At 72.1% G+C, this 19,708-nt stretch carries 16 protein-coding genes; 7 read left to right on the top strand and 9 right to left on the bottom strand.

Going from position 1 to position 19,708, the window contains the following annotated elements; all coding sequences use genetic code 11:
* Positions 1–76: 76 nt before the first annotated feature.
* The 6 genes from B6R96_RS17695 to B6R96_RS17670 all read right to left on the bottom strand — a co-directional run bounded on the left by B6R96_RS17695 (position 77) and on the right by B6R96_RS17670 (position 7,439).
* A complete protein-coding gene (locus tag B6R96_RS17695) occupies positions 77–616 on the bottom strand; it encodes a bacterial proteasome activator family protein (RefSeq protein ID WP_031155904.1) in 540 nt (179 codons plus the stop codon).
* Between the two features lie 92 nt (positions 617–708).
* Positions 709–3,468 (bottom strand): ABC transporter permease, encoded by a 2,760-nt coding sequence (locus B6R96_RS17690; protein ID WP_081525139.1) that lies wholly within the window; start codon positions 3,466–3,468, stop codon positions 709–711.
* A 101-nt stretch (positions 3,469–3,569) separates the two neighbouring features.
* Positions 3,570–4,316: an ABC transporter ATP-binding protein gene (locus tag B6R96_RS17685; protein ID WP_053167369.1), complete on the bottom strand. Its 747-nt coding sequence runs from the start codon at positions 4,314–4,316 to the stop codon at positions 3,570–3,572.
* A gap of 25 nt (positions 4,317–4,341) precedes the next feature.
* Positions 4,342–4,992, bottom strand: coding sequence for a PadR family transcriptional regulator (locus B6R96_RS17680; protein WP_037858757.1), 651 nt, complete (start codon positions 4,990–4,992; stop codon positions 4,342–4,344).
* 96 nt (positions 4,993–5,088) lie between these two features.
* Positions 5,089–5,637 (bottom strand): hypothetical protein, encoded by a 549-nt coding sequence (locus tag B6R96_RS36855; RefSeq protein ID WP_107475532.1) that lies wholly within the window; start codon positions 5,635–5,637, stop codon positions 5,089–5,091.
* A gap of 143 nt (positions 5,638–5,780) precedes the next feature.
* A complete protein-coding gene (locus B6R96_RS17670) occupies positions 5,781–7,439 on the bottom strand; it encodes a protein kinase domain-containing protein (protein ID WP_030383841.1) in 1,659 nt (552 codons plus the stop codon).
* 230 nt (positions 7,440–7,669) lie between these two features.
* On the opposite strand from B6R96_RS17670, the gene B6R96_RS17665 reads away from it, so the two are divergent.
* Positions 7,670–9,277 carry a protein kinase domain-containing protein gene (locus B6R96_RS17665; protein ID WP_081522934.1) on the top strand — a complete coding sequence of 536 codons (1,608 nt, stop codon included), beginning with the start codon at positions 7,670–7,672 and terminating at the stop codon, positions 9,275–9,277.
* 6 nt (positions 9,278–9,283) lie between these two features.
* Here the strand turns inward: B6R96_RS17665 and B6R96_RS17660 are convergent, their stop codons facing one another.
* Positions 9,284–9,700 (bottom strand): pyridoxamine 5'-phosphate oxidase family protein, encoded by a 417-nt coding sequence (locus tag B6R96_RS17660; RefSeq protein ID WP_081522933.1) that lies wholly within the window; start codon positions 9,698–9,700, stop codon positions 9,284–9,286.
* An 80-nt stretch (positions 9,701–9,780) separates the two neighbouring features.
* Positions 9,781–10,440 carry a response regulator gene (locus B6R96_RS17655; RefSeq protein WP_030383838.1) on the bottom strand — a complete coding sequence of 220 codons (660 nt, stop codon included), beginning with the start codon at positions 10,438–10,440 and terminating at the stop codon, positions 9,781–9,783.
* 327 nt (positions 10,441–10,767) lie between these two features.
* Between B6R96_RS17655 and pdhA the strand changes: the two genes are divergently transcribed.
* The 6 genes from pdhA (at position 10,768) to B6R96_RS17625 (ending at position 19,200) form a co-directional block, all read left to right on the top strand.
* Complete coding sequence (gene pdhA, locus B6R96_RS17650; protein ID WP_030383837.1) at positions 10,768–11,967, top strand: pyruvate dehydrogenase (acetyl-transferring) E1 component subunit alpha; 1,200 nt, start codon at positions 10,768–10,770, stop codon at positions 11,965–11,967.
* Positions 11,967–12,947 (top strand): alpha-ketoacid dehydrogenase subunit beta, encoded by a 981-nt coding sequence (locus B6R96_RS17645; protein WP_030383836.1) that lies wholly within the window; start codon positions 11,967–11,969, stop codon positions 12,945–12,947. Before pdhA ends, B6R96_RS17645 begins: the two co-directional genes overlap by 1 nt.
* 29 nt (positions 12,948–12,976) lie before the next feature.
* Positions 12,977–14,395 carry a dihydrolipoamide acetyltransferase family protein gene (locus tag B6R96_RS17640; RefSeq protein ID WP_081525138.1) on the top strand — a complete coding sequence of 473 codons (1,419 nt, stop codon included), beginning with the start codon at positions 12,977–12,979 and terminating at the stop codon, positions 14,393–14,395.
* A gap of 123 nt (positions 14,396–14,518) precedes the next feature.
* Positions 14,519–15,454 (top strand): GNAT family N-acetyltransferase, encoded by a 936-nt coding sequence (locus tag B6R96_RS17635; protein ID WP_079405579.1) that lies wholly within the window; start codon positions 14,519–14,521, stop codon positions 15,452–15,454.
* Between the two features lie 52 nt (positions 15,455–15,506).
* Complete coding sequence (locus B6R96_RS17630; protein WP_081522932.1) at positions 15,507–16,271, top strand: hypothetical protein; 765 nt, start codon at positions 15,507–15,509, stop codon at positions 16,269–16,271.
* Between the two features lie 169 nt (positions 16,272–16,440).
* Entirely contained in the window at positions 16,441–19,200 is a 2,760-nt protein-coding gene (locus B6R96_RS17625; protein WP_081522931.1) for a PKD domain-containing protein, read from the top strand.
* Positions 19,201–19,280: 80 nt separating this feature from the next.
* On the opposite strand, the gene B6R96_RS17620 is transcribed toward B6R96_RS17625, so the two are convergent.
* Entirely contained in the window at positions 19,281–19,691 is a 411-nt protein-coding gene (locus tag B6R96_RS17620) for a PPOX class F420-dependent oxidoreductase (RefSeq protein WP_030383831.1), read from the bottom strand.
* Positions 19,692–19,708 lie beyond the last annotated feature (17 nt).

Raw genomic sequence — 19,708 nt, 5'->3', positions numbered from 1 at the left:
GGGCTGAAGGAGGAGGCGGGGCCGGGACGCGTCGGGGGCGTGGGCCGGACCCGCTTCCTGGGTGGTCCGCCGGGGGCTAGAGGTACGGGCCCGAGCGGACCGCGCCGTGCCCGCCGTCCTCGTCGTCGTCGTGCGGCCCGCCCGGCGGGAGGGCGCGGCGCATCTGCTCCAACTGGGCCCGCGCCGCCATCTGCTGCGCGAACAGGGCCGTCTGGATGCCGTGGAACAGGCCCTCCAGCCACCCCACCAACTGTGCCTGGGCAATCCGCAGTTCGGCCTCGGAGGGGATGGCCTCCTCGGTGAACGGGAGGGACAGGCGCTCCAGTTCCTCCACGAGCTCGGGGGCCAGACCGTCCTCCAGCTCCTTGACCGAGGCGGCATGGATGTCCTTGAGCCGGACCCGGCTCGCCTCGTCCAGAGGCGCGGCACGTACCTCTTCCAGGAGTTGCTTGATCATGCTGCCGATCCGCATGACCTTGGCGGGCTGTTCGACCATTTCCGTCACCGGGACCTCGCGCGACTCGTCATCGGCGTCGCCGACCGCCGTCCCGTCCTGTCCCACGATCAGGACGTGCGGGGGGCTGTCCTGCGACCGTTCACTCCTCGGCATCTCCATGCCGTCATTCTCTCGCACACCTCCGTACTCACACGGTGTGCCCCCGTACAGTCGTGATCCACCCTGTACGGGGGCACCGGCCTTGCCGCGTGCTACGCCGCTGCCCGGCGGGCCAGGGCGCCGCTGGAGCGGGTGACGAGGGCCGCCAGCAGGGCCGCGCCCAGCGGGACGACGACGACCAGAGCGCCGAGGGTCTCCCACGGCACGGAGATCGGCACGTACGGCAGGGCTTCCGTCGCCGACGAGTAGCCCTGCTCGATGGAGTGCCTGTAGAGGTCCTCCATCTCCCGCCGCTGCGTCAGGCGCAGGCCGACGGCGGGCAGGATGCCGGCCGCCGAGCCCAGGACGACCCCCATCAGGGAGACCACCCCGCACTGGAAGCCGCTCAGCGTCCGCCGTACCCGGGGGGCCGCGCCCACCGCGGCCAGCGTCTTCAGGTCGGCTTCGGCGTCGGCCTGGGCCAGCCCGGTGGCGATGCCCGCCGCACCGATGGTGACGAGCCCGGCGAAGACGGCGAGGGCGAGCATGACCAGGCTGTTGTCGCCCTGGTAGCCGGCCTCGATGCGCAGGGAGGCCTCCACGCCCATGCGGTCGATCTCGCCGTCGATCCTCTGGCGCTGTTCGGTCGTCGCGCTCCCGTCGAGCCGGAAGTACGAGCCCAGGGGCGCGGTGGCCAGCCCGGCCGTCCTGACCGCCGAGGGCGGCAGGATCAGGTCGACGCCCCAGCTCACGGCCGTGTCGGGCGCCAGGTGGACGGGCAGGACCTTGTCCTCGCCGGGCACCTCCTCGCCGCTTCCGCGCAGGTCCTCGGCGGCCTTCGGGTCGGTGATGATCCGCAGGGTGAGCTTGCCGTCCTTGACCTGGCGCTTGTCGAAGGCGACGGCCCGGCCGGCCTTGAGTGCGGACACGGAGCCCGGGTCGGTGACCGCGAGGATGCCCAGTACCTTCTCGTCGCCGACGAGGACGGGGTGCTGCACGCCGTACCGGCCGTCCTGGCAGCGCCAGTCCTCGCGCAGTTCCCGGCGCTGCGCCTCGGTGAAGGCGTCCATGCCCTGGGGGTTCTCGTAGAGCGGGCAGCGCTGGTCCTTGGGCGTGACGATCTCCGCCCGGCCGCAGCCGGGGTCCGTGGAATACGAGTCGCAGCCCGGCTTGCCGACGACCAGCCGGTCGACGTCCGCCCGCTGGGCCACCGGCATCTCCTTGGAGAGGATCTCGCGCAGGGCGGGCACGTCCTGGTACGCGCCGTTCTCGGAGGCCTCCAGCAGCCCGGTGCCGTGCGGCAGGTCCGCCCGGTACTCGTGCCGCATCTGGATGTCGTTGCTGTGCTGGTACGTGGCCACCGCGACCGTTCCGGCGACGGCGGCGAGCACGGCGGCCACGGCGGGTGCCGTACGCCCGCGGTTGCGCACGGCGTCGCGCAGCGCGAGCCGCGGCGACAGCGGCAGCCACCGGCCGAGCCGGCCGAAGAGGCCGACCAGGACCGGGGTGAGGGCGACGATGCCGAGCTCGGCGATGGCGCTGCCGCCGGCCACGACGGTGCTGCCCAGCTTCGAGGTGGTGCCGTAGAGGGCGATCGCGGCGCCGGCGGCGACGGCGATCAGGCCGATGACGGGCAGCACCCGGTTGGCGCGGCGGATGCCGCGGCGGCCGGTCAGCGAGCTCAGCACGGTCTGCCGGGAGGCGTTGACGGCCGGGACGATCGCGGCCAGCAGGCCGGTGATCACGGCGAGCAGGGCGATGCCGCCCAGCTCCAGCGGCCGGAAGTCGTAGCCGCCGAAGCGGTTGCCCAGCTTCTCCTCCAGCACCGGCCGCAGGACCACGGTGAGCGTGATGCCGAGGACGGTGCCGACGACGGCGGCGACGGCGCCGAGGACCAGGCCGCCGGAGAGCACGATGGAGCGGATGTGGCGGCGGTCGCCGCCGTTGGCGCCGACCAGGCCCAGCTGGCGGCGCGAGCGGCGGGCGCCGACCGCGAAGGCCGGTCCGGCGAGCAGGCAGACCTCCAGCATGGCCAGGCCCACGACGGTGGCCAGGATGGCCGTCTCGACGGCCTGGTTGCCGTCGCGGGTGAACTGCGCCTTCGGCTCGTCCTTGTAGAGCGGGACCTCGGAGTCCGCGGGCGGGTCGAGCATGACGGCGCGGGAGATGACGGTCAGGCCCTTGGCGTTGGCCGCCTTGACCGCGTCCCAGGTGACGCCCTCGCCGCCGACCTTGACCAGGTAGCGCTCGTCGGGGGTGATGCTGCGCCCGCCGGAGGCCTCCAGGGCCTTGTCGAGCGGGGCGAGCAGGGTCCCGGGCGGGGCGATGATCTCGGCGCGGCCGAGAGAGTCCGGTACCTCGTAGGCACCGACGATCTTGTAGGGGCCGGTGGCGCCGCGGGGGGTGACCGAGGAGCCGACGAAGAGGCCGGAGTCCTTCAGGAAGGCCCGGGTGGCGATGACCTCGCCCGGGTTCTCGGGCAGCCGGCCCCGGTCGAACGTGATCATGCCCTTGACCAGGGGGCTGTGCGTGTCGATCTCACGCAGGCCGGTTTCGAGCAGCCCGTGCGTGGTGCGGACCTTGCCGTAGCCGAAGCTGTCCTTGAGGACCTGGGCACCGGCGGGGAAGGCGGAGCCCACGGGCGCCGGCGGGGTGTCCCGCGAGGACTTCGAGGGGTCGTACGCCTTGTAGCCGCCGACGGGCGCGTAGCTCGTGCCGTCGGGGCTCTGGTTGATGGGCCCGCCCATGCCCGAGTGGCTCACGCGGGCGTCGGCGGTGCCGATCATGCGGGAGAGCATCTGGTCGGTGGACAGCTCGGCGCTGCGCAGGGTGAGGTCGGCGGCGCTCACCCCGACGATCGGCAGGGCGAGCATCGCGAGGACGAGGGCGCTGCGGCCCTTGGCGCGCCAGGCGTCGCGGCGCGCGATGCGCAGGGCCGCGATCCAGGAGTGGTACCAGCCTTGGAGCGGAGAGGTCACTGGCCGGCCGCCTGCCCGTGCAGGAGGGAGTCGGCGTGGCTGCGCAGGGTCTCGTCGACCACGCTGCCGTCGCGCAGGAAGACCACGCGGTCGGCCCAGGCGGCGAAGCGCGGTTCGTGCGTGACGAGGATGCCGGCCGCGCCCGCGTCGCAGCGGGCGCGCAGCAGGGCGAGGACGGACTCGCCGGTCTCGGAGTCGAGGGCGCCGGTGGGTTCGTCGGCGAGGACCAGGCGGCGGTCGCCCACGAGGGCGCGGGCGATGGCCACGCGCTGCTGCTGGCCGCCGGACATCTCGTCGGGGAAACGGTTCGCGAGCTGGCCCAGGTTCATCTCCTCCAGCGCGGCGAGCGCGGAGGCACGGGCCTTGCGGGCGGATATCCCGTCGAGTTCCCGGGGCAGTGCCACGTTCTCGGCGGCGGTCAGGGCCGGGATCAGGTTGTAGTCCTGGAACACGTAGCCGATGCTGCGGCGGCGCAGGGCGGCCAGCTGCTTGCGGCTGGCCGTGGTGATGTCGGTGCCTTCGACGATCACGCGGCCGCTGCTCGGGGTGTCGAGGCCGCCGGCGAGGGTGAGCAGCGTGGACTTGCCGGAGCCGGAGGGGCCCATGACGGCGACGAGTTCGCCGGGGTGGACCGAGAGGTCGATTCCGCGCAGGGCGTGCACCTCGGTGGCGCCGCTGCCGTGCGTGCGGACGAGTCGGTCCAACTGCAGCACGGGCTGCTGGGATGTGCGCTGGTCAGGCATGGAGGGTCCCCCCTGGAACGGTGGTTCAGCCACGTCGCGAGCGGGCGGTACGGGGCCGGGTGGTGGTGGTCGGGGCCTGGGTCTCGGCGGCGGCCTGGGGTGGTTCGGGTTCAGCGGCTCTCCGGTCGGCCGGCAGGGAGAGCCGGACGAGCCGGGATTCGCAGTGGTCGAGCCAGCGGGCCTCGGCCTCGGTCTGGAAGATGAGCTGTTCCAGGACGAGCAGCCAGGCCACGTCGTCGCGTTCGTGGGACCGCCCGCTCTCGACCGCGGCCAGCGCCGTGGCCTTGAGCCGGGTGTAGTCCTGCATCGCCTTGATGGTGGCGTGCCGTTGGGACTGGATGACGGCGCGGATGTCCACGCCGGGGGCGCCGACGGCCATGGCGAGCTTGATGGACAGCTCGTCGCGGGGCGGGTTGGCCCGGTCGACGGGCCGTTCGTACCACTGGAACAGCTCGGTGCGTCCGGCGTCGGTGATGGCATACAGGGTGTGGCCGGCGGCGTCCTCGCCGTCGGGGGCGACGAGGCCGTCGCGTTCGAGGCGGGCGAGGGTCGTGTACACCTGCCCGACATTGAGCGGCCAGGTGGAGCCGGTGCGGGATTCGAACTCGGTGCGCAGCTGGGAGCCGTACCGAGGACCCCGTTCCAGCAGGGCGAGTAGCCCGTGGCGGATCGACATACCGAGTATGTATACCGAGTATGTTCACTCTCGGCAACCATCCTCCGGCGTACATCCCCAGGGGGAGACCGCGCGGAGGAGGTGGTCCGGATCCGCTCAGATACCGCGGCGCAGGCGCACTCCGAGGTAGCCCAGGCCCAGCCCCATCAGGGCGAAGCCGGTGCCGAGCGGCAGTATGTGCGCGGCCAGGTCGGCGGCCCGGTCGTTGGCGTCGGTGCCGAGCGCGGTGACCACCGAGGGCGGGCGCTGCGGGTCCGCCTGCGGGGGCGGGGTCGGGTGCGTGCTCGGCGCGACGGCGTTGGGCGGCGGGGTGGGCTCGGTGCGCGGGCGCACCGGCAGCGGCCGGGAGGCCCCCGTGAGCTCGGGGTCGGCGGGCTCGCCGACCGGTCGGCCGGGGCGCTCGCGCCCGACGCCGGCGAGGCTGCCGGCCAGTTCCTCGTAGGGCTCGTCCGGCGGTGCGGGCGCGGGCGCGGGGGCGAGGGCGGGGGTCCGGGCCAGTACGAGGGCGAGTGCGGCGGCCGGGGCGGCCGCGTGCCGGGCCGGGTTGAGGAGGGGGCCCGCGTACGCGGAGGCGGTCGGCACGAGCGCGGCGGCGGCCAGGGCCGCGCAGGCCAGCCAGTGCGGCGGGCGGAAGCCTTGGACCACGGGGGAGCCCCTCCCGTCCCGAGCCGCCTCGCCGCTCGCTGCGCGTCAGAGATATGCGCCCAGATTTGCACAGTGGGACAAAAGCGGCATCCCGGACGCCCCATCGGGGTGCCCGGGATGCCGGTGTGTCGGAACGCGATGCGCTATTCGGGGTTTCCGGTCGACACGGTCAGCGTGTACTCCGTGCCTTCCTTCGCGATCTTGTCGCCTGCGGTCGGGGTCTGGAACAGCACGGTGTCCTTGCCGTACACGGCCTCGTCCTTGTACTCGATCTTGTACTTGCCGCCCGAGGCCTGGATGCACTCCTTCACGGAGAGCAGGTTCTTGTACTTGAGGTCCGGCGCCATGTACTTGCCGGCCTCGCTGTAGTGCTTCACCGGCTCGGTGCACTTCTTCGGGTCGATCGTGCGCGTGGTGTCCGGCCCCTTGAACCCGGGCTTGGCCGAGGCGGAGGCGGAGGCACCCGGGTCCGCCGTCGTCGTTCCCTTGTCCTTGTCGTCGCCGTTCATCGCGATCGCCGCGATCAGACCGCCGACGGCCAGCAGGGCCACCGCGATCGCGCCCACGAGCACCGGCATGTTGCGCTTGCCGTCACCGGCCGTCCCCGAGGCGCCGGCCGCGCCCGTCGGGGAGATCGTGTACGGCGGCGGGGTCTGCGGCCCGTACTGCTGCTGCGGCGGGGGCGTGTGCGGGTAGGCGTAGCCGCCCTGCGCGTGCTGCGGGGCGGGCGTCGGCGCGTACGGGGCCGGCGTCGGGGTGTGCGGAGCCTGGTAGGGCTGCTGCACCGACTGCGGGGGCGCGGAGTAGCCGGACTCCACCGGCGGGAACACGGCCGAGGACACGCCCGCGCCACTGCTCAGCGGGCCCTGGCCCTGCACGATGACCGGCGCCCCGGTGTGTCCGGAGCCCAGCACCCGGGCGACCTCGTCGCCCATGGCCGCGGCCGTGGGGAAGCGCTCGTTCGGGTTCTTCTTCAGGGCCCGCGCCACCAGCGCGTCCATCGCCGGGGTCAGCGACCGGTTGATGGAGGACGGGGCGACCGGCTCCTCCTGCACGTGGGCGTAGGCGATGGCCAGCGGGGAGTCCGCGTCGAACGGGATCCGCCCGGTCAGCAGCTGGAACAGCATGATGCCGACCGAGTAGAGGTCGGAGCGGGCATCGACCCCGCGGCCCAGGGCCTGCTCGGGCGAGAGGTACTGCGGGGTGCCGACGACCATGCCGGTCTGCGTCATCGAGGTGACCCCCGACTGCATGGCACGGGCGATGCCGAAGTCCATCACCTTGACGACGCCGCGCTTGTTCACCATGACGTTGCCGGGCTTGATGTCGCGGTGGACGAGCCCCATCTCGTGGCTGGTCTCCAGGGCGGCCAGCACATCGGCCGTCACCTTCAGGGCCTTCTCCGCGGGCATGGCCCCGTGCTGGCGGACGTCCTCCTCCAGCACCGAGCCCAGCGGCCGGCCCTCCACGTATTCCATGACGATGTAGGGCATGACGGCGCCGTCACCGCGGCCGCCGTTGCCGAACGTCACTTCGCCCTCACCGGTGTCGAAGACCGAGACGATGTTCGTGTGCGACAGTTTCGCTACAGCCTGCGCCTCGCGGCGGAACCGCTCGCGGAAGGACTGCTCGCGGCCGAGGTCGCTGTGCAGGGTCTTGATGGCGACCTGCCGGTCGAGGGCCGAGTCGTACGCCAGGTAGACGGACGCCATGCCGCCCGCACCCAGCAAGTCCCTTAGCTGGTAACGGCCACCGGCCAGAGAGCCGCCCGCGTACTGGCCCTGAGTGCCGTCCTGGCTCATGACTGTTGCTTCCCCTCGGGATGTGTCCCCACGCCGCTGGCCGGGCGCATATGGCGCCCAGTCTGCCCGAGGGCAAGCACACGTCAAGCCAGGTGCCCGTTCCGTGACCACACGGGCACAGGGTGGCCTTGTCCGAACGGTGACCGGTTGCGAGGCTGTAGCGTTCACCGGAGCACCGACGAAGAGGACTACCGCTGAGCGGCGGCCGAGAGATACGACGGCGAGGACTGATGGCACCCGAACCCGAGGGAAACGGCGCCGGGATGACCGATGGTCCTGAGCACTGGGGCGCAGGCGGCCTGGTGGGAGACGGCCGTTACCGGCTGACGCACCGGCTGGGCCGTGGCGGCATGGCCGAGGTCTTCGCCGCCGAGGACGTGCGCCTCGGCCGCACGGTCGCGGTGAAGCTGCTGCGCGCGGACCTGGCCGAGGACCCGGTGTCCAAGGCCCGCTTCACGCGCGAGGCGCAGTCCGTCGCCGGACTCAACCACCACGCCGTCGTCGCCGTGTACGACTCGGGCGAGGACCGGGTCGGCCCGAACACCGTCCCGTACATCGTCATGGAGCTCGTCGAGGGCCGCACCATCCGCGACCTGCTGATCAGCGCCGAGGCCCCGGGCCCCGAGCAGGCGCTCATCATCACCTCGGGCGTGCTCGAGGCCCTCGCCTACTCGCACCAGCACGGCATCGTGCACCGCGACATCAAGCCCGCGAACGTCATCATCACGGAGACCGGCGCGGTCAAGGTGATGGACTTCGGCATCGCCCGCGCGCTGCACGGCGCCCAGTCGACGATGACCCAGACCGGCATGGTCATGGGCACCCCGCAGTACCTGTCGCCCGAGCAGGCCCTCGGCAAGGCCGTCGACCACCGCTCCGACCTGTACGCGACCGGCTGTCTGCTGTACGAACTGCTCGCGCTGCGTCCCCCGTTCACCGGGGAAACCCCGCTGTCGGTGGTCTACCAGCACGTCCAGGACGCGCCGGTGCCGCCCTCGCAGCTGCCGGAGGGCCAGCACATTCCGCAGGAGCTCGACGGCCTGGTCATGCGCTCCCTGGCCAAGGACCCGGACGACCGGTTCCAGAGCGCCGAGGAGATGCGCGGGCTGGTCCAGTACGCGCTGCAGATGCTGCACGAGCAGGGGCCGAACACCGGCACCTGGGGCACCGGCCCGGTCACCATGGCCCTGCCGCACGGGCGCGGCGGCGCTGCCGCCACCACGGCCATGCCCGTGGGCGGGAGCGGCGGTCAACAGCAGTACGGGGCGCACGCCTCGACCTCGCAGTTCCAGCAGCCGATGGTGCCGACGCTGAACCCGGACGACGGTTCGGCCTTCCCCGGCGGCCAGAGCGGCGGCTACGACGGGTACGACGGCTACGACGACCGCGGCGGCGGCAGCAGCCGCTGGAAGGCCTGGCTGTTCGCGGTCCTCGCGATCATCGCGGTCGCGGGCGGCGTGGCGTACGCCGTCAACACCGTGGGCAAGGGCGAGAAGAAGCCGGAGACCACCCAGAGCACCCCGGGCGGCCAGCCGAGCCAGTCCAGCGCCCCGGACGTCCAGCAGTCGCAGCAGACGCAGGACCACTCCCCGTCCAACAATGACAACTCGCCCCAGCCGAGCCGCACCCGGTCGCAGAGCTTCAGTCCGTCGCCCTCGGCCTCGGCGTCCCACTCGCCGTCGGGTTCGGCCTCGCCGTCGGCGACCACGTCGACGAAGCCGACGACCTCCGCGAGCACCAAGCCGTCGACCTCTCCGTCGACGAAGCCCACGGACGCGAGCGGCGGTGGCGCCGGCGGCCCCGGTGGCGGTGGCGGCAACCCCAACTCGGAGGAGTGACGCGGGTCAGAGCGCGTGCTCGTACGCCCGGTCGGGATTCCCGGTCAGCGAGTGCGCGGTGATGAACTGGGGTTCGATACGCATGTAGACGGGGTCGAAGACCTCGCCGTCGACGAAATGCGGAACCGGGCCGAAGAGCTCCAGTTCGGTGGTTGTCGGTTCGCTGACCTGCGCCGTTCCGGTGAACTGCACCGACCAGAGCTGCTGGTCACGGGAATTGAAATTGTCGGCCCCGTACGCCACCACACTGCCGTTGCAGGCCTGGTGGTAGCCGAAACCGGAATGCATTCTCAGCACCACCCGGCCCTCCACCACGATGTGCCGGGCGAGCGCGAGGAAAGGCAGCGCGCGCATGCTGGTGGCCACGCGGCCGTACGGCACCCGGCGCAGCAGTTCGATGGCGTGGAGTTCCTCGGGGGACATGGGGTCCACTCTCGGCTGCCGACACCGTGCCGGGGAAGAGCAGCCCGCCCCGACGACCGGGGACGTTGGTCCCGAATCGGTCAGCGCTTCTCGGCCTGCAGCCGGGCCACGTAGGCGGCGGCCTGGGAGCGGCGCTCCATGCCCAGCTTGGACAGCAGGCTGGAGACGTAGTTCTTGATCGTCTTCTCGGCGAGGTGCAGCCGCTCGCCGATGACGCGGTTGGTCAGGCCCTCGCCGATCAGGTCGAGGATCTTCCGCTCCTGCTCGGTGAGGTTGGACAGGCGGTCGTCGCCCCGGCCGCCCTTGCCGTCCCGCAGCCGCTCCAGCACGCGCGCGGTGGCGACCGGGTCGAGCAGCGACCTGCCGGCGGCCACGTCGCGCACGGCGCTCAGCAGCTCGTTGCCGCGGATCGCCTTGAGCACGTATCCGGAGGCACCGGCCATGATCGCGTCGAAGAGGGCCTCGTCGTCGGCGAACGACGTCAGCATCAGGCACTTGATGTCCTCGTCGCGGGAGCGCACCTCGCGGCACACCTCCACACCGCTGCCGTCCGGGAGGCGGACGTCGAGGACGGCCACGTCCGGACGGGTGGCGGGAATCCGGACCAGGGCGTCCGCCGCGGTACCGGCCTCACCCACGATCTCGATGTCGTCTTCGACCGACAAGAGCTCATGGACGCCCCGACGTACCACTTCGTGGTCGTCCAGGAGGAATACCTTGATTTTTCCGTCTTCGCGCACGAAGTCAGTTTCACACACTCACCCCTTCCCTGCCGGAGTTACCCGGGATAACGTGCCGTTGTTCCCGGCCCCTGCAAGGCTGTGACCAGTGGTTGTTCCCGCCGCTGCGGATTTACTTGGAAATCCAAGCAAAAACGCAGGTCAAACGGGGTTTCGCAGTTATGCGACACACTGGGTAACGTGCATTGCGCAGGGCACTCGCCGGGGCACCTGTCACGCCTGAATCCCCGTACGCGACGCGCACCCACCCCGTGCGCTCGTTACGGATACAGGTGAGCCGCACTGGACCCCGGAGAACCCGGGTGCCGGACCGACGGAGGAGCACACGTGACCGTGGAGAGCACTGCCGCGCGCAAGCCGCGACGCAGCAGCGGCACCAAGCGGGCGGCAGGCGCGGCGAGCGCCGCCAAGCCCGCCGCTGCCACCGCGCAGACGCAGGATGTCGTACCTCAGCTCGTACAGCTGCTGACGCCTGAAGGGGACCGCGTCGACAACGCGGAGAACGCCGAGTTCGCCCCCTTCGTCGCCGACATCACCACCGAGGACCTGCGCGGGCTGTACCGCGACATGGTCATGACCCGTCGGTTCGACGGTGAGGCGACTGCCCTGCAGCGTCAGGGCGAGCTGGGCCTGTGGGCCTCGCTCCTCGGCCAGGAGGCCGCGCAGATCGGCTCCGGCCGGGCGCTGAACGACGAGGACTACGTCTTCCCGACGTACCGGGAGCACGGCGTCGCCTGGTGCCGCGGGGTCGACCCGACCAACCTGCTCGGCATGTTCCGCGGTGTGAACCACGGCGGCTGGGACCCGAACACCAACAACTTCCACCTCTACACGATCGTGATCGGCTCGCAGACGCTGCACGCGACCGGGTACGCGATGGGTGTGGCCAAGGACGGCGCGGACTCCGCGGTCATCGCCTACTTCGGCGACGGCGCGTCCAGCCAGGGCGACGTCGCGGAGGCGTTCACCTTCTCCGCCGTCTACAACTCCCCCGTGGTGTTCTTCTGCCAGAACAACCAGTGGGCGATCTCCGAGCCGACCGAGCGCCAGATGCGCGTGCCGCTCTACCAGCGCGCCCAGGGCTTCGGCTTCCCGGGCGTGCGCGTCGACGGCAACGACGTGCTGGCCTGCCTGGCCGTGACCCGCTGGGCCCTGGACCGGGCCCGCCGCGGCGAGGGCCCGACCCTGGTCGAGGCGTTCACCTACCGCATGGGTGCGCACACCACCTCCGACGACCCGACGAAGTACCGTCGGGACGAGGAGACGGCGGCCTGGGAGGCGAAGGACCCGATCCTGCGCCTGAAGGCCCACCTGCTGGCCACCGGGGGCGCCGACGAGGCGTTCTTCACGGAGCTGGAGGCGGAGAGCGAGGCGATGGGCAAGCGCGTCCGTGAGGCCGTGCGCGCCATGCCCGACCCGGACACCATGGCGATCTTCGAGAACGTCTACGCGGACGGGCACGCGCTCGTCGACGAGGAGCGCGCCCAGTTCGCCGCCTACCTCGCGTCCTTCGAGGAGGGTCACTGATGGCTGTCGAAAAGATGTCGATCGCCAAGGCGCTCAACGAGTCGCTGCGCAAGGCGCTGGAGCAGGACCCCAAGGTCCTGATCATGGGTGAGGACGTCGGCAAGCTCGGCGGCGTCTTCCGGATCACCGACGGTCTGCAGAAGGACTTCGGCGAGGAGCGGGTCATCGACACCCCGCTCGCCGAGTCCGGCATCGTCGGCACCGCCATCGGCCTGGCCCTGCGCGGCTACCGGCCGGTCGTGGAGATCCAGTTCGACGGTTTCGTCTTCCCCGCGTACGACCAGATCGTCACGCAGCTCGCGAAGATGCACGCCCGCGCCCTGGGCAAGGTCAAGATGCCCGTCGTCGTGCGCATCCCCTACGCGGGCGGCATCGGCGCGGTCGAGCACCACAGCGAGTCCCCCGAGGCGCTCTTCGCACACGTCCCGGGCCTCAAGGTGGTCTCCCCGTCGAACGCGAGCGACGCCTACTGGATGCTCCAGCAGGCGATCCTCAGCGACGACCCGGTGATCTTCTTCGAGCCGAAGCGCCGCTACTGGGACAAGGGCGAGGTCGACTTCGACGCCATCCCCGGCGAGCTGCACAAGGCGCGCGTGAGCCGCGAGGGCTCGGACGTCACCCTGGCGGCCTACGGCCCGATGGTGAAGGTCTGCCTGGAGGCGGCGGCCGCGGCGGCCGAGGAGGGCAAGTCGGTGGAGGTCCTCGACCTGCGCTCGATGTCCCCGGTCGACTTCGACGGCATCCAGGCGTCGGTCGAGAAGACCCGCCGGCTCGTGGTCGTCCACGAGGCGCCGGTCTTCCTCGGTGTGGGCTCCGAGGTCGCCGCCCGCATCACGGAGCGGTGCTTCTACCACCTGGAGGCGCCGGTCCTGCGCGTGGGCGGTTTCCACGCCCCGTACCCGCCGGCCCGCCTGGAGGACGAGTACCTGCCGGGCCTGGACAGGGTGCTCGACGCCGTCGACCGCTCGCTGGCGTACTGAGGAGAGCCGTGACCATCCGCGAATTCAAGATGCCCGATGTGGGCGAGGGCCTCACCGAGGCCGAGATCCTCAAGTGGTTCGTCCAGCCGGGTGACACGGTCACCGACGGTCAGGTCGTCTGCGAGGTCGAGACGGCCAAGGCTGCCGTGGAACTGCCGATCCCGTTCGACGGTGTCGTGCACGCGCTCCTCTTCGAGGAGGGCACCACGGTCGACGTCGGCCAGGTGATCATCTCGGTGCAGACCGGTGAGGCCGAGGCCCCGGCCCCGGCCGCCGCCGCGGCGGCTCCCGCCGTCGCTGCCGAGGCTCCCGCCGCCGAGGCCGAGGCCGCGCCCGAGGCGCGCCAGCCCGTCCTGGTCGGCTACGGGGTCTCCACCGCCTCGACCAAGCGCCGCCCGCGCAAGGCCGTGGCGGGCACGGCCGCGCAGAACGGCTCGGCCGCCCCGGTGGCCCCGGCTCCGGCCGCGCCCGCGGCTCCGGCGCCGCTGCCGGCCGTCCCGGCCCAGCCGAGCGGCGAGCGGCCGCTGGCCAAGCCGCCGGTGCGCAAGCTCGCCAAGGACCTCGGCATCGACCTGGCCTCGGTGGTACCCACCGGCGACGGCGGGGTCGTGACCCGGGAGGACGTCCACGCGGCGGCCGCCGCGGCGATCACCCCGCAGGCGGCCGCACCCGCCGCGGCCCCGGCCGCCGCCCCGGCTCCGGTGGCCGCGCCCGTCGCGGTCGTCGCCGCCGCGGCCGACGCCTCGGCACGGGAGACCCGTATCCCGGTCAAGGGCGTCCGCAAGGTCACCGCGCAGGCGATGGTCCAGTCGGCCTTCACCGCGCCGCACGTCACCGAGTTCGTCACGCTCGACGTGACGCGCACGATGAAGCTGGTCCAGGAGCTCAAGGACGACCCGGACCTCGCGGGGCTGCGGATCAACCCGCTGCTGCTCATCGCGAAGGCCGTCCTGGTGGCCATCCGCCGCAACCCGGACGTCAACGCGTCCTGGGACGAGGCGGCCCAGGAGATCGTGCTCAAGCACTACGTCAACCTGGGCATCGCGGCGGCCACCCCGCGCGGGCTGATCGTCCCGAACATCAAGGACGCGCACGCCAAGACCCTCGGCGAGCTGTCGGAGTCGCTGTCCTCGCTGGTCGCCACGGCCCGCGACGGCAAGACCTCCCCGGCGGACATGCAGAACGGCACCATCACCATCACCAACGTCGGCGTCTTCGGCGTCGACACCGGTACGCCCATCCTGAACCCGGGCGAGTCCGCGATCCTCGCGGTCGGTGCGATCAAGCTCCAGCCGTGGGTCCACAAGGGCAAGGTCAAGCCGCGCCAGGTCACCACCCTGGCGCTGTCCTTCGACCACCGCCTCATCGACGGCGAGCTCGGCTCCCGCTTCCTGGCCGACATCGCCGCGGTCCTGGAGCACCCCCGCCGCCTGGTCACCTGGGCGTAGCGGGCAGCAGCACCGCACGACGTACCGCCCGATGGCCGGTCTCCCCCGAGGAGGCCGGCCATCGGCCGTATCCGCGGCGGAAAAGCCCTGCTCGGCGCCGCGCGCCCGTGTGACTATCACCGGATGATCTTTCGTACTGTCACCGCCGATCCCGCAGACCTCGACCGTGCCGTCGCCCACCCGGCCGACGGCCCCGTCCCGGCCCTGACCACCGAGCGGATCCGTGAGGAGCTCGCCGGGAACCGGATCCGGCCCGAGTGGATCTGGCTCGCCGAGGACGCGGACGGGCGGATCCTCGCCCGCGCGCTGTGGTGGGGGCGGGCCGACAGCGAGCGGCCCGTCGCGCTCGACTGCCTCCAGGTCGGCGCGGACGTGGCCGATCCGGCCGCGGTCGCCACCGGGCTGCTGGAGGCCGGTCACGCCGCCTTCGGCAAGCAGCCGGGCTACAACCTGTCGCTGCCCCGCGGCTGGCGGGAGCAGCCGGAGCTGGCCGCGGCCGTCGCCTGGCGCCGGCAGGCCGCCGCCGCGGCCGGGCTGACGCGCGAGATCGAGCGCCTGCGCTACGAGTGGACCCCGGACGCCGGCACCGCGGAGCCCACCGGCCGGCTCGTCTTCCGCGAGGGCACCGACGAGGAGATGCTCGACGCCTTCGTCCGGCTCTCGCACGACAGCCTCGATCTGGCCACGCAGCACGAACTGGAGCTGATGGACGCCGAGCAGCTGGCCCGCGAGGACTTCGACTTCTACCTCGACTGCCCCGGCGAGCGCTCCTGGTGGCGCCTGGCCCACCTCCCGGACGGCCGCCTCGCGGGCCTGGCCGTCCCCTCGGCCACCCCGTACCACCGCAACGTCGGCTACCTGGGCGTCGTCCCGGAGCAGCGCGGTCAGGGCCTGATCGACGAGATCCTCGGTGAGATCACCCGATTCCACGCCGCCGAGGGCGCCGAGCGCATCACCGCGACCACGGACACCGTCAACGTGCCGATGGCCGCCGCCTTCGACCGCGCCGGCTACGAGGTCACCGAGATCCGCCTGGTCCTGGAGGCCCCGATCCGGTGAGCGCGGCACCCGCCCCCCGGGAGGTAATCTCCGCCCGGGGAAGGGGGCCGGGGTGTCCATCGCCGAATTGCAGGTGTACTCCGTCGAGGAGGCCGACGTCACGGGTGGCGTGTGCGTGGTCCGGTGCGTCGGCGGGGTGGCGCGGGCCGGACAGGTCTACGCCGTCGGGGAGTACCGGATGGGCCTGCGCCACATCGAGCGCCACGGGCGGGTCGTCGGTTCCTTCGACGCCGGGCACATTGCGAAGGTCCACCTCGCGGGCGCCATGGTCGCGCTGCTCACCCGGGGCCAGGTGCTGACCTCGGTGCCGCCCGACGGGCACTCGCTGGAGGAACTGGAGGCCTGGCTGGCCACCGATCCGCCGCTGCTGGACGAACCGCACCCGCGGACGCTGCGCGTCCTGGCCGGGGTGCGGATGCGCGACGAGCGGCTGCCGGAGGGGATCCGGCTGCGCTGGGGCCGGATCGCGCTCGCCGCCACCCACCGCTGCGCGCGCGCCGAAGGGGTGCCCGATCTGCTCGGGGCGCCCGAACTGGCCCGCGTACAGGTCTACTTGATCCAGCAGTTCGGCCCGGAGCGGGGCGGCGACCCGGCCGCCCTGGGCCGGGAGCTGCTGGCGCTGATGGATCTGACCCCGGAACAGGCCGCGGCGCAGGGCCGGGTCTGGCGCGACCTGCCGTACCACCGCATCCGGCACCTGCGCCGCATCAAGAGCCTGATCCCGTGGCTGGTTCTCGTCCGTCCCCACCTCGCGGACGGCGGCCCGCTGGCGGCCGCGGTCGACGCCTGGGCTGCGGTGCGGTCCCGGCTTCCGTAGCCGGGAAAAGAACAGGTGACATCGGCTTTAGGACACCGGCATACTGATCGCAGTACGCGGGGGGCTGCGTGCGCCCGACTGTCGCTGGGGGAACAGGACGTCTACCAGTCGTGCGGCGCCGCGGCACCTTCGTGACTCCACGCAGCTTCTCCACGAAGGAACCCCACTGGTGCGTCCCACCCGCACGACGGTCCTGCTGACCGCAGGTCTCGTCACGCTTCTCGGTGCTCCGGCCGCCGCGGCCGCCGAGATCCCGACCAACCTCTACGTCAACAACCAGGACGGCTCCCACTGCTCCGACACCGGAGCCGGTACGCAGGCCGTCCCGTACTGCACGATCTCGGCGGCGGCCAAGGCCGTGCTCCCGGGCCAGACGGTCCGGATCAAGGCGGGCCGGACCTACGACGAGGCCGTCACCATCGACCGCTCGGGAGCGCCGGGCAAGCCGATCCGCTTCGTCGCCGAAGGCGAGTGGGAGGGCCAGCAGGTCGATGTCGGCAAGCTGCTGACCGTCCAGGGCGCCTCCCACGTGGAGCTCGGCCGCCTGTTCACCCGCAGTGGCTTGAAGGTCAGCGGTTCCACCGATGTCGGGCTGGACGGGCTCCGGGCCACGTGGGGCCGGCTCGACTCCGTCGTGGTCGACGGGGCGAGCAAGGACGTCCGGATCACCCGGGGCAATCTGCTCGGCGTCCGGATCGAGGGCGGTGCGCAGGGCACCGTGCTCAGCCGCAACGTCATCACCGGGTCGGCACGGCCGGCGGTTTCCGCGGTCGACGCACCCGGCACCGTCGTCACCAACAACACGGTCTACGGCTACTGCGCCGCCGGCGTTTCGCTCGGTGGCGGCTCGACGGGCTCCGGGCTCTTCAACAACGTGTTCTTCACCGAGGTCCGCAGCAGTTACTGCAAGACCGACGAGCCGCGCAACGCCGTCCTGGTCGCGCAGAGCGCGACGGCCGGCACGCTCGCCGACTACAACCTGGCCACCGGCGTTCCCGTCGCCCCCGTGCAGATTCCGTACAGCTGGGCCGGCACCACGTACGCGGACCCGGCGGCCTTCCACGCCGCGACGGGCCAGGGCGGGCACGACATCCTGACCCCGGGCCAGGACGGCGTCGGTCCGGTCGACGGCTCCCCGACCATCGACTCCGCCGACCCGACGGCGCCGGGCGTCCTGCCCAGTGACTTCGACGGGACCCCGACGGGGGACGACCCGAGGGTCCCCAACACCGGGAAGAACGGCGGTTACCTCGACCGCGGCGCCCACGAGACCCACGACGGCCTGAGCCAGACCTGGATGTACGTCGACCAGACCTGGGCGCCGGCCGGTACGAAGGTGCAGGTGCAGGCCGTCTCCGACAGCCGCTGGCCCACCGCGATGAGCTACCGCGTCGACTTCGGCGACGGGACGGCCCCGGTCGTCACCCGGCAGGGCAACGGCGCCCACGGCCTGGCCACGCACGCCTACAGCAAGCCGGGCGACTACGTGATCAAGGTGACGGCCTTCAACGGCGCCGGTCAGGAGGCCACCACCCAGCAGACGGCCAAGGTGACCCCGGCGGGCCCGCTGACGGCTTCGTTCACGGACACGCCGGTCCTGCCGGGCCCGGACGACAAGGGGCACCTGCCCCCGCTGACCGTCTCCTTCGACCCCTCGGCCTCGGCCACGCCGTGGCCGGTGGACCGTACCGAGGTCGACTACGGAGAGGGCGACCACGAGAGCTTCGGCGGTCTGGCCACCGCCAAGCACACCTACGTCCGCCCGGGCGACTACCAGGTGACCGTCAGGGTCTTCGACGTCAAGGGCAACAAGGCCACGACGACCCGGACCGTGCACGTGGACTACGCCCGCGCGGGCTACGTGGCCACCGAGCCCTTCCGCCTCCAGGACAGCCGCATCAACCACGGCGTCAGCCTTCAGGGCGGGGTCCCCACGCCCGTCGGCATGCCGATCGGGCTCAACCCGGCGGGCAGCGCCTCGGGCGCCATGTCCGCGGCGGTCATCAACGTGACCCTCACCAACGTCACTCAGGACGCCTACCTCGCCGTCTCGCCGGCGCGCGACGACCGGCCCACGACATCGAGCCTCAACGCCCGGGCGGGCGGCACCGTGTCCAACACGGTGACCGTCCCCGTGGGCAGGGAAGGCCAGGTCTGGTTCTACCTCAACGCGGGCAGGGCCGATGTGATCGTGGACTTCGTGGGCTACTACCAGCCGCACTCCGGGCAGAAGTTCAGCCCCGTCGCCCCGACCCGGCTCGCGGACACCCGTACCGCGGGCGGCGCGGTGGCCGGTGGCACGACCCGTACGGTCAAGGTCGCGGGCGTCGCCGGGATCCCGGCGGACGCGCAGGCCGTCGCCGTGAACCTGACGAGCACCGAGGCCACGCAGAACTCCTTCGTGGCGGCCTACCCGGACCCGGCGAAGCGGCCCGAGGTCTCGAACCTGAACCCGGAGCCGGGCAAGGCCAAGTCGAACCAGGCGATCGTGCCGGTCGGCCCGAACGGGACGATCACCCTGTACAACCACACCGGTTCCGCGCACCTGATCGTGGACGCGGTGGGCTACTACGGCAAGGACGGCAAGGCCCTCTACACGCCGGTCGTGCCCAAGCGGCTCGCGGACACCCGTACGACGGGCAAGGTCCCCGCGGGCGGCACCACGACGGTGGCCGGCGTGCCGGCCGGCGCCGTGGGCGCGGTGCTGAACCTGACGGCGACCGAGAGCACCGGCGCGGGCTTCCTGACCGCGTACGGTTTCGGGTCGGCCCGTCCGGAGGCGAGCAGCCTCCAGACGCTGCCGGGCCTGACCATCCCGAACCACGTGACGACCCCGGTCGCGGACGGGAAGGTCAGTGTCTACAACGGCCAGTGGGGCGGTCCCAACCACGTGATCGCCGACCTGCTCGGGTACTTCACCCAGGGCTAGCACGGACAGCACGGACAGCACGGAGCCCCGGCCCCCGCACACCGCGGGGGCCGGGGCTCCGTGCTGTCCGTGCCGTCGGCTCAGCGGGCGGCGTTGCCGAGGACCTTGGTCGGGGTGATGCGGACGACCACGCGGACGTCCTCGGCCGGGGCCTGCTGGTACTCCTTGCCGGCGCCCGGGCCCATGTACTCCTCGGCAATCCGGACGGCCACCGCCCGGCCGATGTCCTCGGTGACGGTGGCCGTGCCGCGGATCTCGGCGTAGAGGAAGGGATTGGCCAGGTCGAAGACGGTGACGCCGACCCGGCCGTCCCGCACGATGTTGCGCTCCTTGCGGCGGCCCTGCTCGGTGGAGATCAGCAGGTCGCCGCCGTCCCGGGTCACCCAGATCACCGAACTCTGCGGGCTTCCGTCGGGGTTGATGGTCGACAGGACGGCGGGGTGCGGCGCGTCGAGCAGCCCCCGCACGGTCTCGTTCAGCTCAGCAGTCATGGCGGCGAGGCTAGCCG

Source organism: Streptomyces sp. Sge12 (assembly GCF_002080455.1).
Classification (GTDB): Bacteria; Actinomycetota; Actinomycetes; order Streptomycetales; family Streptomycetaceae; genus Streptomyces.
Note: the sequence above shows the minus strand (reverse complement) of the source record. Positions and strands in the feature narration are given on the sequence as shown.